This window comes from Neobacillus sp. WH10 (assembly GCF_030123405.1).
Classification (GTDB): domain Bacteria; phylum Bacillota; class Bacilli; order Bacillales; family Cytobacillaceae; genus Neobacillus.
The window spans coordinates 319,713-336,293 of sequence record NZ_CP126110.1; the positions used below are offsets into that span (position 1 = coordinate 319,713).

At 36.1% G+C, this 16,581-nt stretch carries 10 protein-coding genes, 1 pseudogene and 1 other annotated feature; of the genes and pseudogenes, 8 read left to right on the forward strand and 3 right to left on the reverse strand.

The window, feature by feature from the left end:
• Window positions 1-147: 147 nt before the first annotated feature.
• Window positions 148-576: a hypothetical protein gene (locus QNH20_RS01650; protein WP_283921215.1), complete on the reverse strand. Its 429-nt coding sequence runs from the start codon at window positions 574-576 to the stop codon at window positions 148-150.
• A gap of 494 nt (window positions 577-1,070) precedes the next feature.
• On the opposite strand from QNH20_RS01650, the gene QNH20_RS01655 reads away from it, so the two are divergent.
• Entirely contained in the window at window positions 1,071-1,679 is a 609-nt protein-coding gene (locus tag QNH20_RS01655; RefSeq protein ID WP_283921216.1) for a TetR/AcrR family transcriptional regulator, read from the forward strand.
• A 581-nt stretch (window positions 1,680-2,260) separates the two neighbouring features.
• Here QNH20_RS01655 and QNH20_RS01660 read toward each other — a convergent pair.
• Window positions 2,261-4,362, reverse strand: a pseudogene (locus tag QNH20_RS01660) (Tn3 family transposase); the annotation flags it as partial.
• Between the two features lie 147 nt (window positions 4,363-4,509).
• Between QNH20_RS01660 and QNH20_RS01665 the strand changes: the two are divergent.
• From QNH20_RS01665 to QNH20_RS01675, 3 genes are all read left to right on the forward strand, one after another.
• Window positions 4,510-5,085 carry a recombinase family protein gene (locus QNH20_RS01665; protein ID WP_283921217.1) on the forward strand — a complete coding sequence of 192 codons (576 nt, stop codon included), beginning with the start codon at window positions 4,510-4,512 and terminating at the stop codon, window positions 5,083-5,085.
• Between the two features lie 63 nt (window positions 5,086-5,148).
• A complete protein-coding gene (locus QNH20_RS01670) occupies window positions 5,149-6,111 on the forward strand; it encodes a helix-turn-helix transcriptional regulator (protein WP_283921218.1) in 963 nt (320 codons plus the stop codon).
• A 75-nt stretch (window positions 6,112-6,186) separates the two neighbouring features.
• Complete coding sequence (locus tag QNH20_RS01675; protein ID WP_283921219.1) at window positions 6,187-6,819, forward strand: type 1 glutamine amidotransferase family protein; 633 nt, start codon at window positions 6,187-6,189, stop codon at window positions 6,817-6,819.
• A 610-nt stretch (window positions 6,820-7,429) separates the two neighbouring features.
• Here QNH20_RS01675 and ileS read toward each other — a convergent pair.
• A complete protein-coding gene (gene ileS / locus QNH20_RS01680; protein ID WP_283921220.1) occupies window positions 7,430-10,525 on the reverse strand; it encodes an isoleucine--tRNA ligase in 3,096 nt (1,031 codons plus the stop codon).
• Window positions 10,526-10,580: 55 nt separating this feature from the next.
• Window positions 10,581-10,819, reverse strand: a binding site (T-box leader).
• Between the two features lie 363 nt (window positions 10,820-11,182).
• Between ileS and QNH20_RS01685 the strand changes: the two genes are divergently transcribed.
• The 4 genes from QNH20_RS01685 (at window position 11,183) to QNH20_RS01700 (ending at window position 16,467) form a co-directional block, all read left to right on the forward strand.
• A complete protein-coding gene (locus QNH20_RS01685) occupies window positions 11,183-12,778 on the forward strand; it encodes an NTP transferase domain-containing protein (RefSeq protein WP_283921221.1) in 1,596 nt (531 codons plus the stop codon).
• A gap of 56 nt (window positions 12,779-12,834) precedes the next feature.
• Complete coding sequence (gene eutH / locus QNH20_RS01690; protein ID WP_283921222.1) at window positions 12,835-14,100, forward strand: ethanolamine utilization protein EutH; 1,266 nt, start codon at window positions 12,835-12,837, stop codon at window positions 14,098-14,100.
• A 307-nt stretch (window positions 14,101-14,407) separates the two neighbouring features.
• Entirely contained in the window at window positions 14,408-15,100 is a 693-nt protein-coding gene (locus QNH20_RS01695; RefSeq protein WP_283921223.1) for a sugar phosphate nucleotidyltransferase, read from the forward strand.
• A 374-nt stretch (window positions 15,101-15,474) separates the two neighbouring features.
• Entirely contained in the window at window positions 15,475-16,467 is a 993-nt protein-coding gene (locus tag QNH20_RS01700) for a glutaminase (RefSeq protein WP_283921224.1), read from the forward strand.
• Window positions 16,468-16,581: the final 114 nt, after the last annotated feature.

The window sequence follows — 16,581 nt, forward strand, 5'->3', positions numbered from 1 at the left end:
AAAAAGGATCTTCGATTTATTTGAAGGATCCTTTTTTGTTGTTTATTTATAAGTTTTAACTTGGTGTATTGATAGGAATTTCATATTACTTCATCCCTGCAGCCTATCGGTTCGATCTTTACCATCCTTCATTTTGGCCTTTACTAATCAATCATAGGCACCTACTAATGCCTCTCCAGTATCATTGTTTCTTTTCACATAAAATTCAGCTTGATTATTACTGCCATCGACCCAAGCATTGATATCTTTGAAGATATGACAGTGGGGAAGATTACCCACATTATAAAAATCATCTGCACTACCTTTATCAAAGTATACGCCAGATTTTACTTTATCGTCTGCATTAAACGGATCTTCTTCAAATAAATAGTAATAACCTTTTGGACTAGAACTGTCAAGACAAATCATAAAATCTCCTCCACCTGAGTAGAAAATCTTACTTTGTGTTCTAAAATAATCATATCCTAGATAATCCCATTCCCCAGAACCCAAAGTTTCCATGCTGCTTGCAAATGTAGAAGAAGGGACCAACAACGTAACTACCAATGCCAAGATACTCATTTTCAACTTTTTCATACTCATTCCTTCTCTCCTGTTTTGAATTGAACGTTCCCTTTTTAATATATATATATGGATATATTTAACAGTTTCTTTTGTTCTAGTGCAAAAGTTACAAAATACTTGCAACTAATCTCTAAAAGAGAAGACCGGTCAAAATGCTATAACCTTATGAGGAATCTAGAAATGAATACTCTATACAAACCCACTTACCAAAGACCTTTACCATAATGTTGTTTTATTTTTCTCCACATTTACTTTGTGGTCTACAACAAGAACCCTGTCATCAAGCCTTTTTGAAATGCTTTCCATAAACTCAAGTGGCTCAAGGGATAAAGCATATTAAACTTTTTCGGGGCGTTATGCAAAAACACCCTAAATCCTTTTCACTTCAACCACTCCCTATTCATAAAATTAAATACCTACTAGTCGGTATTTAATTTTATTATATAATGGAGAGTGTGTTATAATCAATATAAATATTTAGAATTTTAAGAAAAAAGGTGTTAATAATGTTAAATCATCATCAGAAACAATCAAAAGAAACCATCAACAAATTAATGCGATCAGGAATTGAATTGTTTTCTAAGCAAGGCTATTCTAGTACAAGCATTGATCAAATTGTAAAACATGCTGGTTACTCTAAAGGGGCTTTCTATGCTCATTTTTCCAATAAAGAGGAGTTTTTGTTGAAACTGATAAAAGAAGGTATTGATTTTTATTTTGAAGATTTAAAGAAAATTCTTACTCAAGAGGATTGTGATTTGCTAAATAAATTTAAAGAATACTCTATGCGTTTGGTGAATGAGGCTTATGAAAAGGGGTCTTCTCCTATGCTTCTCCAAGGATGTATGGTTTCGAATGAATTACCTCAGATAAAAGAAAAGCTTATTCTCCAGATGGAGGAATGGAGGTCATTCCTTACACATTTTTTTCAGAAAATGAAGGACGAAGGTATTGTCGGAAGTCCATTGGATGCTAGAACTTTAGCTACGGCTAGCATGGCTCTTTTTAATGGATTTAATCTGCAACATTTTGTTGACAACCGAATTCAAATACAGGACATGTTAAGTGTTTTTGTAGAACTGCTTCAAATTCAAGAACCTAATAAGAAAGGTTAATAAGAATAACTTCTATGCATATCTTATACAAATTCACTTAACATTACGCCAGTTTTAAGAAGTAGGAAAAAGAGCCAAACCCAGTATAATCATGGGTTTGGCTCTTTTGTGTTTTTTTATCGATTATGCACGATTTTATACATCCTAGTCCATACCATACAAGGGTATTTTTGCATATCCCCCCGAAAAAACAATACTACGAAAACTAGGAGTATTTAAAGTACTCTAAGAAGGAAAATTGGAGTGAAAAGCTACAGTGAATACTTGATATCTCAACTCAATAAACAAAGTATTTAACGTATTAAATGTAGGGTAATATTCTTTATTGGGGAGACAACGATATCTTTCCTATAACAAAGACTTGAGCGCGCCTTTAGGCGTTTGTTAGTTGCCTTCATAGCAACTAATGGTTGTAGAATTCCATGTTGCGAGGCTCATTTTCAAGGGTACACGTTGTTTATATAAATCTTCAATGTAAAGCCCTTATTGAATTAGGACTTTTTATCCCTTAGTATGGATTTCTCGAAAAAAGGTTTATTATAAAAATCCCACCTGAGATGTAAAAGATTCAGGAGGGATTGTGGATTTGCATCTGCATGTAGTAATGAAACACCTAGCTGCATTCTCATTCCGTCTGACGAAGAAGTTGTACCGTCTCCCCAATAGGAAGGCAATTGTAATTTGTGATGAAAATTTACTAATACGGCTTGGACTTTATTCATTGCGTCTTCATACATGCGCCATTGAGACACATTGGCTAGTTGCTTATATGTAAGTCCTGGTGTGGCTTCAGCCATCTTACTCAATCCAATATTCATTCCCATTCCTAAAAGGGCAGCCATGATAATAATTGTTTCTTCTTTATCTGGTTTTCGATTATTGGAAGCATGAGTAAATTGCTCATGAAATCCTGTTATATATGCAACATCCATAAGTAAATCGGTTAATTTTATTTTGGTAGCATTTGATAAAGACTTGCACTAAATTTCTTTGCTTCTTCTGGAGCATCCTTTTCTAAGCGTGAAATTGACAGTTTTCCCTTTTCAAGAGAAATCCCATCTAATTTATTAAAATTGGCAGACAACCACTTTAGTCTTTCGTTAAGGCTGCTGGTTCTCTCTGTCAAATAGTCTTCGTATGATAAACTAACTGATAACCTCGTATTCTCTTTCGTTTGATTCCAAGTATCTTCCGAAAACAAATATTCTTCAAAATCTCTATATTGTCTACTGCCCACAATGGATACATCACCAGCACGAACATGTTCCCTTAGTTCTGTTAAAACAGCCATTTCATAATAATGACGATTAATTGTACCGTCATCCCCATATAAGTGTTTTTTCCAACGCTTCGAGATAAAGTCCACAGGTGATTCATCAGGCACTTTTCGCTTCCCAGATTCATTCATTCTTCGGATAATCTCCACAGCTTGTAAAAGTGGTTCATTTGCCGTTGTAGAATGAAATTCCAATACCCTTAAGAGCGTTGGCGTATATTTTCTAAGTGTATAAAATCGTTTTTGTAGTAAGTCTAAATAATCATAGTCGGCAGGACGTGCAAGCTCCTGAGCTTCTACCACCGAAGAGACGAAAGAATTCCATTCAATAACGGATTCTAAAACCTCAAAAACGTCTAATTTTTCCTCCTTTGCTTTGATTAAAGCTTGTCCGATGTTCGTAAAGTGTATAACTTTCTCATTCAGCTTTTTACCGTTTTGTTTCTGAATCTCCTCTTGAGCTTTGCGGCCTTTTGATAACAGACTGAGTATTTGTCTATCATGAATTTCAAAAGCTTTATCCGTTAACTCCTGAGTAAGATGTAATAAATAGACGGTTAATATCGAATAACGTTTATTTTCTTGAAAGTCACGGAATGCATAAGGCTCATATCTTGAACCTAAGCGAGATAGCTGTAACAAGCGATTGCGATGCAAATGACTAATCTTTACCGTTTCTAATTCCATTTCCCGTATATATTCAAGTCGTTCTATTAATTTTAGAAATGTTTCGGGTGAAGGATGACCAGGTGGTTCCTTTAACCACCCCAATATAGTTTTATTGGATTCGGATGGATGCTACGAAGTAATGATCTCTTCAAGCTTTTCTTTTTGCGTATTTGACAGAGATTGACTAACCGTATTAAATAGCTTCTTTTCAGCCATTGCTCTTGCCTCCCACACCATTCTTTCAAGTGTAGTGATAGCTGGCAGTATGATTTTGTTTTTTTAAAAAAAATCTATGCATTCATGTAGTAGATGAATGGCATCACCATTTTCCAAAGCTAATTGATGAAGGTGCTTAAATGTCATTCGATATTCTTTTAGAGTAAAATTTACAAAGTCGTATTCATTACGAATTTCTTTCAAATGATCCCAAAGTGTATTTTCTCTTTGAGGATAAAGGCTAAGTGAAGATGGAGTAGAACTGATTTGTTTCGATATATAATGTATGACTGAATCTGGGATGCTTTTGATATGAGTGTATGGCCAACCGGGATACCGAAGAATGGCTAATTGAACGGCGAACCCTAAACGGTTTTCTTCTCTCCTTCGCTTATTTATAATCTCTAAATCTCGTTTGGAAAAAGTGTAGTAGGTTCCTAGCACCCACTCATCTTCAGGAATTTGCATAAAGGCTTGTCGCTGTTCCGGTGTAAGCAATTCTCTACCTCTTGCCATTTTCATACAGTATCATCTCATTTTTGTAATTATTCAGTTAATTAGTTCAATTATATATCAATAGAGTGTACTCTATTGATACAAGTGTAGGAGACTGATAAAATCATAGTTAAGAGCGTCTCATAAGACTTGTCTCAAAAATGAGGTGATATTTTGCGAAAAATCGGTTATATACGTGTCAGTTCAACTAGCCAGAATCCTTCAAGGCAATTTCAGCAACTGAACGAAATCGGAATGGATATTATTTTTGAAGAAAAAGTTTCCGGAGCAACAAAAGATCGTGAGCAACTTCAAAAAATGTTAGAGGATATACAAGAAGGTGACATCATTTATGTTACGGACTTAACTCGGATTACTCGTAGTACACAAGATTTATTTGAATTAATCGATAACATACGGAGTAAAAAGGCAAATTTAAAATCCTTAAAAGATACATGGCTAGATTTATCAGAAGATAATCCCTACAGCCAATTCTTAATTACGGTTATGGCGGGTGTAAACCAATTAGAACGTGATCTTATCCGTATGCGGCAGCGTGAAGGGATTGAACTGGCTAAAAAAGAAGGAAAGTTTAAAGGTCGGTTAAAGAAGTACCATAAAAATCATGTAGGAATGAATTATGCAGTAAAGCTTTATAAAGAGGGAGATATGACTGTAAATCAAATTTGTGAAATTACAAATGTGTCTAGGGCCTCATTATATAGAAAGCTATCGGAAAGGAACAGTTGATGAGTTATACCAAAAATCGGAAATATATAATAGAAAATAAATTTCATATAGAGGTGGAATTATATGCCTAAAATTGACAATATGTTAGCAATTCTATGGATGCTTCGTTCAGGTGAAAAAATTACTGCAAAACAAATTTCAGAAAAGTTAGAGATGAATATAAGGACTGTGTATCGTTATATTGATACAATTTCAACAAGTGGCGTACCTATAATTTCAGAACCAGGACATAACGGTGGATACACTTTATTGAACAATTTTATTAAGGCTCCTCTTTTTTTTGATTTTGAGGAGCAAACTTCACTTTATCATGCTGCTGTTTTTGCAGAAGAAGCTGGATATTATGGTGGTGAAGCACTAAATAGGGCTATTTCAAAGCTAAGCAAATATTCAAATCAAGAGCAGGAAACAAAGATAAACCAACATTTGACCAGTCTTGAAGTAATAAGTAGATTAAGTTCCCTCTCTATGGAACCTTTCTTGAAGGAGTTGGAGCAGGCCGTAGCTGACGGATACTCTTTAAAAATTCTTTACCATAAAAGTGGCGAAGATCAATCAAAGTATAGATTGGTTGATCCGTACAGAATTATTTATTGGAATAATAAGTGGTATGTGATTGGATTTTGTCATCTTAGGAATGATATCCGTAGTTTTAGAGTAGATCGAATTGAAAGTCTAATGCTAACCGAAAATAAGTTTAACCGGCCAGAAAATTTTTCAGCACGTGACTTTTTTATGAAAAACCTCCTTTCAACTATAGAAGATAAGGAAGGGATTATTTCTTTAGTTATTAATGGAAATACAAGGACGTTGGGTGATATTTGCCAACATTGGTTTTTAGGACATTATTTACAAGAACGGACTTCAAATCAAGCAGTTTTTCTTCTTGAAAAAGATATGATACATACATATGTACCTTATTTACTTTTACCGTACGGTAAATCTATTAAAGTTATTGAGCCAATAAGTCTTAAGAAAAGACTTATTGAAGTTCTGTCGGAATTAATAAAATTTCATCAAGTATGATAACTTCCCTGACGTTAACTGTCAGGGAAGTTATATTATAATAGGCTATATCAATTGTGATTGGAGTGTTATTGGATGCAAACAAAAAAAGTTTATCTTTATGTTTTTAATACAATGTCAGACTGGGAATATGGATATTTAATTGCTGAACTAAACTCAGGAAGATATTTCAAAAAAGATTTAGCACCTTTAAAAGTAGTTACAGTAGGAGCCAATAAAGAAATTATTACTACGATGGGAGGACTGAGCATAAAACCAGATATTTCCCCTGATGAATGTACACTTGAAAGTAAGGATCTTTTAATTTTACCTGGAGGTACTACTTGGAGAGAAGATATTCATCAACCTATCTTAAAAAAAATTGGCGAAGCTTTAAAGCTTGGTACTATTGTTGCTGCAATTTGTGGTGCAACTGAGGCCCTTGCGAATATGGGATACTTAGATTCTAGAAAACACACAAGCAATGACTTAGAGTATATTAAAATGGTCTGTCCTAATTATAAAGGAGAAAAATTTTATGAGATGAGACCTGCGGTATCTGGTGAGAATTTGATTACTGCATCAGGAGTAGCACCTCTAGAATTTACGACGGAAGTACTGAAAAAATTAGATGTATTTGCACCCGACACATTACATTCATGGTATAACCTAAATAAGACTCATAAACCTGAATACTTCTTCCAGTTAATGAATTCAATAAATAGCTGAGCTAAAAAATCAACTTAGCAGTTTTATATTAGTTCAAATAAAAATAATGAAGTAACTGAAAAGCTCACTTTCTCTATTTTGTTTTGCAGAGAAGTTGGGCTTTTTAATTTGGAATTTCCTTATCGTTGTAAATCCGCATTTTCCTGACGCTACCCGGGCTGTCCCAGAAGTCGATGAAAATCGATTTTTGAGGACAGCCTTCATTTTTCACCTCAACTCATTGCGCTGCCTTAAAATAGCTAAATTGAGAAGCAGGGGGACGGTTCACCTGCTTCACTATAAGAGGCATAAGAACCGCCCCAAAAACTAACCAAAAGTTTAATTAAATCACTGGAGGTGTTGGTATATCTGGCATTCTAAAACTAACCAAACGATTGATTAAATCTTTAGAGTCAAGGTAGTGTCTGGTTAAAAAAACTAATCAAACGTTTGATTAAAACGCTAGAAGAGTCGCCATGACTGTCAGATCACACTAATCAAACGATTGATTAAATTACTGGAACTAAATAAAGACGTACCTAATCAAGTACAAAGTTTTTTGAGTTAAAAAAGCACTGCGAACAGTTCACAACATATAACTGTTTGCAGTGCCTCTTTTTTATGCTATTATTTAATACCTCAATGAGACTTTTACTATCTCATCTCCAAATTTTACTTCAAAAAACTGTTCGCCATCGTTTTGCGTGTTAAAGCTAAGCTGGTGAACAAGCACATTCTCCTTGATCAGTTCCTCAAAGCGTTGAATGATTTCTTTACTCCTTTCCGTTGTTGAAAAATCGAGCGATATATACATCTCGACAGGCAAATCTAATTTTTTTCGAGTATCTTGAACCGCCCTGATTAATTCTCTAACTTGACCTTCCTCCACTAATACAGGTGTGAGTTTTAAATCTAATAGTACTTTTAATTGTTGATCTCCCGCCATCTCGAAGCCAGATGAAACGATATATTCGACATTTATATGCTCCTTCAATAATGATACCATTTGTCCATTTACAGCGATTTCAAGTTGACCACCTTCTAATAATAACTTTTTCTCACTTTCTGGCATTTGATCAACATATTCTTTCACAGTATTTGCCAGCTTGCCAAACGCCGCACCTGCCGTTTTAAAATTTAATTTGAAGACAGTCGCTTCGTATTGTGATAAATCCCTTGTAAAAACAACATTTTTAACATTCAGCTCTTCTTTCATGATGTTTGTATAAGCCTGTAAAAGCCGTTTCCCATCATTACGCCATACAATCATTTGCTGCAAAGGCTGCTTCACCTTCATGCCTGAAGAATTGCGAATACTGCGGCCAAGCTCCACTATTTTTAGGATTGTTTGCATGTCTTCCTCTAAATCAGGATGAATCATGGAGTCGTTAGCTTTAGGATAGTCTTGTAAATGAACACTATATTGATGCAACTTCAAATGGATATCTTCTGCCACATATGGAACAAATGGAGCCAGCAAGCGGCTGATTGTCGAAAGTGTTTCAAATAATGTTGAATAAGCGCCTCTTTTATCATCTGAAAGTCCGGATGCCCAAAATCGATTTCTTGAGCGTCGGACATACCAATTGCTCAATTCATCGACTAATGCTGCAATCTCACGTGTTGCTTGCGTAAATTGATAACGGTCCATATAGTCTACAACCAGCTTGACTGTGCTATTTAGTCGTGAGAGGATCCATTCATCCAAGAGTGTTTTCGTACCAGTCTGTTTTGGATCATAGACAAAACCATCTATTTTCGCGTACATGGCATAGAACTTATACGTATTATCAAGCGTATCCACCAATTTTGATTTTGCATCCTGGACAATCTTTTTCGAAAAGCGTTTTGGATTCCATGGCGAGCTATCGATTAAGAAGGCCCAGCGCAACGCATCCGCACCGTATTCCTTTATGAGTTCATCGGGATCTAACGCATTGCCTTTGCTTTTAGACATTTTGTGACCATGCTCATCAAGTACGTGTCCAAGTGATAAAACGTTTTTGTATGGTGATTTACCGGTAAATAGGGTGGAAACAGCAAGCAGACTGTAGAAAAAGCCTCTTGTTTGGTCAATCCCTTCAATAACGACATCAGCAGGGAATTGTGATGCGAATGTTTCTTTATCTCCAAATGGATAGTGGTACTGTGCAAATGGCATCGAGCCACTATCGAACCACACATCAATGACTTCGGGTGTTCGTTGCATGATCCCTTTACATTTCGGACAGCTGCACTGTACGTCATCAATATAGGGCTTATGCAGCTCGATCTCATTTGATCCCGGCGTTGCTGCTAGGGTTTGCAGTTCCTTGATACTGCCAGGAGACACTTCATGATGACAATCAGTACATATCCAAACATTTAAAGGCGTTCCCCAGTAGCGATTTCTGCTTATATTCCAATCAACGAGGTTTTCAAGAAAATTCCCAAACCGTCCCTCTTTAATATGGTCTGGATACCAAGTAACGGTGTCATTGTTCGCCAGCATCTGCTCCTTTAAGGCTGACATCCTGATAAACCAGCTATCCGTTGCATAATAAAGTAATGGCGAGTCACATCTCCAGCAATGCGGGTAGCTGTGCTCATATTTTTCTTTATGAAAAAGCGTTCCTTGTTCAGAAAGCATTTTAATAATTTCAACGTCACAGTCCTTGACAAATCTCCCCGCAAGCTCGATAACGTCTGCTGTATACCGTCCTTGTTGATCAACAACATTGATAAACGATAAATCATGTTGCTTTACTGTTTTATAATCATCCTCACCGTAGGCTGGGGCAATATGAACAATCCCTGTTCCACTCGCTTCAGTGACGTAGTCTGCCAAAACAACATGATGTCCTTTCTCGACAGCCACATAATGGAATGGTGCGGCATACTGTATTCCTGCAAATTCGCTGCCGCTATGTTCACTTAGCACCATGACCTGGTCACCAAGGACTTTTTCTACTAATGATTTTGCAACAATATACACTACATTGTCTTTTTGGGCACGGACATAAGTCAAAGTTGGATTAATTGCGAGTGCAACGTTTGCAGGCAATGTCCAAGGTGTAGTGGTCCACCCTAAGAAATATTCTTCGTCCGCATCAAGCCGTTTAAATTTTACGGTAGCCGATAGATCTTTTACATCCTTATAGCCTTGTGCAACCTCATGCGAACTTAAAGAAGTTTGGCAGCTCGGGCAGTATGGCGATACACGGTGCCCTTTATACAACAGACCATCTTTATGAACTTTACTTAATATGTTCCATACACTTTCGATATACTCATTGCTTAATGTCATATATGGACTGTCCATATCTACCCAATAACCTAACTCTTCTGTAAAGGAGCGCCACTTCTTCTCATAGGTAAACACACTCTCCTTACATTTATTGATAAAAGGCCCGATACCAAACCGTTCTATCTCTTGTTTTCCAGATATCCCAAGCTGTTTTTCAACACCTAGCTCGACCGGCAGACCATGTGTATCCCAGCCGGCCTTTCTTTCTACATGAAATCCCTGCATGGTTTTGTAACGCGCGACCACATCTTTGATTGTTCGCCCAAAGGCATGACCTACATGGGGAAGACCATTTGCAGTTGGCGGTCCTTCGTAAAAAACAAAAGGTGTCTTACCTTTTCTTAATAGAACAGACTGTTTAAATGTATTATTTTCTGTCCAAAAATGACGGATATTCTCCTCACGCTGTACAACCGGTTCCTTCCTTTCATTCACTTTCATCGATATCGCTCCTTTTCAAAAATGGTTAAAAACATACAAAAAACCCCGTCCCATGGAAAGGGACGGGGTTAACCGCGATACCACCCTAATTCTATTGATCCGCTCAATAGCACTTAGCAACGTACAATCATACGTGTTCCTTTTAACGGTAGACGCCCGGTTAGACTTACTACAGATTTCAGCCTAACTTCTCAGAGAGGATTTTCACGTAACACTCGAACACTGACTTGCACCAAAATGTCAGCTCTCTGTGGATCAAGACGAAACGATACTTTTTCTCATCAACGAATTTGTATGCTTTTATTGGGAATTATTGTAACAGACACCGGAATAGCTGTCAAATAATTCTTTATTTAAGCTATATCCAAAAGAAAGAAGCGTTCTTAAAAAGAACGAAGGCTGCCTTCAGGAATTTTATCTCATCCAGTTACCATATTAGAAATCTATGTGTATATTCAAAAAAACTATTGACAACTTTAGGTAATTATTATATTTTTATATCGTTCAAAATTTGAACAATAAATTGTAACGCTTATAAAGATTTGAAATGAAGTGAGAATCAGATTTTTGACATATGTAACAAAAATTATTCAAGAAGCAATCTACGAGACAGTTCATTATTGGTTATGAAAATGAAAGAAAAGGGGATTAATGAATGTGAGTCGACCTAATCAAGCGGTTATTTTAGCAGCAGGGGAAAGAAAGCCCTTTGATATACCTATTGGATTTCTTGAGATTGAAGAAAGTACGATTATCGAACGGATCATTACGATTCTAAATGCAAATGGTATTGATGATATCACCATTATTACCGGCTATAAAAAGGAATATTATGAAGAACTCGCCAAAAAGAGAAATTTACATTTAATATATTGTGAGAAATACAAATGGACAGGAACCATGCATTCTTTGGCCTTAGCGTCTGAGCATATGAAGGATGATTTTCTCCTTATTGAAAGCGATCTCGTGTTTGAGGAACGGGCCATAACATATCTCCTTAATCATCCTAACCGAAACGCCATGCTCCTAACCAATGAATCTGGTTCAGGTGACGAGGTTTTAGTAGAAATCAGGGATCATTACATTTGCCAAATTTCAAAAGATATCCATCAACTGAATAAAATTGATGGAGAATTTATTGGCCTGTCTAAAATTTCAATTGAAACCTACCGTCATATGATAGAAAATTTCAAGCACAATAAAAATCCTTATTTTAATTACGAATATTCACTACTGAATTTAGTTCATAGACATAATATCGGTTTTGAAAAAATTGATGATTTAATTTGGAGCGAAATCGATACTATTGATCACTACAATAATCTTAGATATTTAATCTATCCAAAATTAAAGAGAAAAGAACTAGAAGTAAGGGAAAAATATGTCCAAGAATTACTTGCTGAAGTTTTAGAAGTGGAATCGGATTCTATTAAAAATATTGAAAAACTTGGTGGGCTAACGAATAACAACTATAAAGTTAGCATTTCTACGAACGAGTTGGTCGCTAGAGTACCTGGAACGGGAACAGAAAAGACCATCAATCGGCAAAATGAAAAAGTAAATTCATCGATTGCCCTTCAACTAGGTCTCGATAGTCGAACCATTTATTTTAATGAGATGACGGGTTTAAAAATTACAGAGTTTATCACTGATGCAGAAACACTTAATCCAACGACTGCAAAAAGAGAAGGGAATATGGAGCTCATTGCAAATGTTTTAAAAACGCTTCATACCAGTGGTCAAAAGTTTATGGTCGATTTTGATCCATTTGATGGAACGGAATACTATGAAAAAGTATTACTTGAAGCAAACGGGAAATTATTCCGTGATTATCTTGATATAAAACAGAAGTTTATGCCGTTACAAGAAGAATTAAATGACCTTGGGCTCAATACCGTACCATGTCACCTTGACTGTCTTCCAGAAAATTTTATTAAGAGCGGTGAAAATACTCTTTATCTAATTGATTGGGAATATAGCGGAAATTACGACATTCTGTTTGACGTTGCAGCCGTTTCCCTTGAATGCAGCTATTCAAAAGACGAAGAAGATTTATTCTTCAAAAAGTATTTTGGAAACAACCCTTCCATAGAAGATAGGAAAAAAATTGAAATTCATAAAATTATGCAAGATATGTATTGGAGTATGTGGAGCGCTGCAAAGGTAGCGATGGGAGATCCGTTTCTAGAAGATTATTCACTCGATCGCTATAACAGAGGGAAAGAGAATTTAGCTAACTACCTTAACGTATGAGCATAAGTCACCAGTCGATTTTTCGAAAAATAATGAATAGAATGAGCGGTGAAAAAATGGCGATTATAGGTAATATTGTTATCTACATAATAATGGCTTGTGCAATAGTCGGGGCAATCGCAGCAATTCGTAATGAAGAAGATGGAATTGGAAAAGAGTTCATGTCAGGATTGTATTCCATTGGACCTATCTTTGTCCCAGTTGCAGGGATTATGGCTTCCGTCCCGTATTTATCCTTATTTATTAAACATATCTTTGGACCTGTATTTGGAGCAATTGGTGCTGACCCATCCATCGCCGCGACTACCTTTATTGCTGTAGATATGGGCGGCTATCAATTGGCCGACGTTCTAGCACATTCGCGAGATAGCTGGATTATGGCTATGACAGTTGGTTATATGGCTGGTGCAACAATTGTTTTCAGTATTCCAGTCGGTTTAGCCATGTTAGAAAAACGTGATCATAAATATATGGCCTTAGGTGTTATGTCCGGTATTTTAAGTGTTCCAATTGGCGTCTTTATCAGTAGTCTTATTATGAAATTAACAAATACCCAAGTTCGAGATCATGTTTCTACAAGTGCAAAATCAACCTATACGTTTGGACCAGAATTCTCGACATTACTGTTGAACTTAACGCCTCTTATTATCGTCGTGGTGTTGATTGCATTGGGTCTTCGCTTTATTCCAGACAAAATGATTAAAGGATTTATGTGGTTTGGCAAAATAATGGATATAGGGATTAAGCTTGTCCTGGTTTTCTCCATTGTTGAATATTTTACAGGAGTATTTAGTAAAATTTTCGGTGCATGGGGATTCAGCCCAATTATTGCTGATACAGAGGATCAGTTCCGTGCATTAGAAATCGCTGGTTATATTGGAATCATGCTATCAGGAGCTTTCCCTATGGTGTACATGATTCGAAAATATTTAGCAAAGCCACTAGAAGTTATTGGAAGGAAAATGGGTCTTAGCACGGAAGGAAGTGCAGGCTTACTAGCTGCATCTGCCAATATTTTGGCGATGTTTAATTTAGTGAAGCATATGAGGCCGAAAGATAAGGTTATATGCATTTCCTTCGCCGTTACATCTGCGTTTCTTTTTGGAGATCATCTTGCCTTTACTGCTAACTTTCAGCCTTCCATGATTCTTCCGGTTATGGTTGGAAAACTAAGTGGTGGTATTCTTGCCATTATCCTTGCCTATTGGATTTCAGTTCCAAAAGCTCTTGAATTAGAAAAAATGGATCGAGCAAATGGAATTATTAAAAAAGACGAATATCTTCCAATATCAAAACCGCAAGCCATGAAAAAAGCGAATTAAAAAATAAAGAGTCATGAATCCATGACTCTTTATTTCTGGTAATATAAGAATTAATACCATTGGACTTCGAGAAATGTCCAGCTCCAGGCGCCATGCGCTTTTCTTAAAAGATAAGAAAGTATAAATTTTTCGACTTTGAGAATTGTCCAGCTCCAGCGCCCAGCGGCTAGTGTACTTCGCCCTTTTCCCTACGATAAGTCAAAGTGCTCCAGTCCATACGTCGCTTAACGGGCGCTTGCGCTTTTCTTAACTATAAAGCATGAAATTTTATTGATTTTGATAAACAATATTTAGAAGGTGACTTTAGATGAAAGCAATTATCCTAGCTGCAGGCATGGGAACAAGACTACGACCTTTGACAAACGATACACCAAAATCATTAGTAAAAGTCGCTGGTGAACCAATGATTGAAAGGCAAATTAAGTTTTTAAAGGAAAAAGGGATTCATGAGATTATCGTCGTTACTGGATATCTTCATGAAAAGTTTGACTACCTAAAAGAAGCGTACGGTGTGACCTTAGTCCATAATAATAAATACAATATCTATAATAATATCTATACAGTGTACCTTGTTAGAGATTATTTACAGGATGCTTATGTGACAGAAGCAGATGTTTTTATGACCCATAATTTTTTCAAAACAGATATGGAGTTCTCTACCTACTTCGCAGGATTCAAACAGAATTTTAAACAAGAGTGGATCTTAAAATTTGATAAGGATGATAGAATTCATGAAATCGTTATTGACGATGGATCTGATTATATTATCGCCGGTGTGTCATACTGGACACAACAAGATGGATTATTGATTAAGAAAAATTTAGAGGATGCCATAGGCAATGGCCATTACGAAGATTTATATTGGGATAACATTGTTCAGGCTAATTTAAGTAAGATGAATGTCAAAATTTCAAAAATCAATTCCGATGACTGGTTTGAAATCGATTCTCTTGCAGATTTAGAGCATGCGGATAACTATCTATTAAGTAAAACGAAATAATCTCTTCGATTAAAAACAGCTGATGTGGATTTCGGCTGTTTTTTTAATTGTTTACCAAAAAACTGTTCTAGAAAAACCAGAATTGGAAAAAATTATTGCATTTTATTATGTAAAAGGCCACAATACTGTTGATTAAACGTTTAATTAAATTATAAAATTCCCTAGCGATTTAAATAATTTTCAAGCGACTTCCGGATATCACATCGAAGTGTAGATACAATCATATTTTGATTGTAGTATTGTTCAATTCGGTTCTCTAAGTTTAGAATAATTGTGATTAATAATAATCCATTTGATCTTATTGCAGAAAGGTTATCAAAACAGGAGAAGAAAGGAAACATATACAGTATATTATAGAGCAAGGTGTGAGAAAAATGGGAAATACCAAAAAGGATGCTACAGTTCAAAAAGAGTACCAATATATAAATTTAGTAGATGATTGGGTCTCACATTATCGTTCTTTTACTTATGAAGGAAGAAATGCAGCGTACATTCCTGCTTTAGAAAAGGCAAACCCATCTCATTTAGGTATCTGCATAATAGGATCTGATGGGACGATAATAAAGTCTGGCGATTGGGATGTTATGTTTACTTTGCAGAGTATTTCCAAAGTGATTAGCTTTATCGCAGTGTGCTTGCACTATGGAATTCCTTATGTATTAGAAAAAGTAGACTTAGAACCAACTGGTGATCCCTTTAATTCCATTGTTCGTTTAGAAATGCATAAACCTGGAAAGCCTTTTAATCCCATGATTAATACTGGGGCCATTACAGTTTCTTCACTTCTTCCGGGAGCTACTGTGCATGATAAATTAGAACCGATCTGTTTATTAATGGAGAAAATGATCGGAAAACGTCCAACATTTAATGAGGAAGTATTCCAGTCAGAATGGCAAACGGCCAATCGAAATAAAGCGATTGCTTATTATTTGAAAGAGAATGGTTTTTTAGAAGGGGATGTTGAACTAGCATTAGAGGTTTATTTGAAGCATTGTTCAATCGAAGTAAATACCGAAGACATTGCATTAATCGGCTTAGTCCTTGCTTATGATGGGTTCCATCCAATCCGGAAAGAGCAAGTTCTTCCTAAAGAATTAGCTAGGATAGCTAAAAGTTTAATGTTAACCTGTGGAATTTATAATGCTTCAGGAAAATTTGCTGCCTTTATCGGCCTGCCAGCAAAGAGCGGAGTATCCGGTGGAATTATGGCAAGCGTCCCCAATCGTGTTAGAACCGAAGAATCTCCGTTTATGGAGGGATGCGGAATAGGTATTTATGGGCCGGCCGTTGACGACTATGGGAGCAGTGTAGCCGGTTTATTGTTACTAAAACAAATAGCCAATAGCTGGGATTTAAGCATTTTCTAGGGACAAGGGGACAAGGCTCCTTGTCCTGCTTTAAGTTTTTACTAGTTGACTCCGGTGTTGTACTGGAGTCTTTCTATGTATGCAAATTTCTCCTCTCTAAAAATTAATTAAACG

Coding starts and splice junctions, on each gene's coding strand:
- eutH (WP_283921222.1), top strand. CDS start 12,835: ATGGCGATTATAGGTAATATTGTTATCTACATAATAATGGCTTGTGCA.
- QNH20_RS01695 (WP_283921223.1), top strand. CDS start 14,408: ATGAAAGCAATTATCCTAGCTGCAGGCATGGGAACAAGACTACGACCT.
- QNH20_RS01655 (WP_283921216.1), top strand. CDS start 1,071: ATGTTAAATCATCATCAGAAACAATCAAAAGAAACCATCAACAAATTA.
- QNH20_RS01675 (WP_283921219.1), top strand. CDS start 6,187: ATGCAAACAAAAAAAGTTTATCTTTATGTTTTTAATACAATGTCAGAC.
- QNH20_RS01650 (WP_283921215.1), bottom strand. CDS start 576: ATGAAAAAGTTGAAAATGAGTATCTTGGCATTGGTAGTTACGTTGTTG.
- QNH20_RS01670 (WP_283921218.1), top strand. CDS start 5,149: ATGCCTAAAATTGACAATATGTTAGCAATTCTATGGATGCTTCGTTCA.
- QNH20_RS01700 (WP_283921224.1), top strand. CDS start 15,475: ATGGGAAATACCAAAAAGGATGCTACAGTTCAAAAAGAGTACCAATAT.
- ileS (WP_283921220.1), bottom strand. CDS start 10,525: ATGAAAGTGAATGAAAGGAAGGAACCGGTTGTACAGCGTGAGGAGAAT.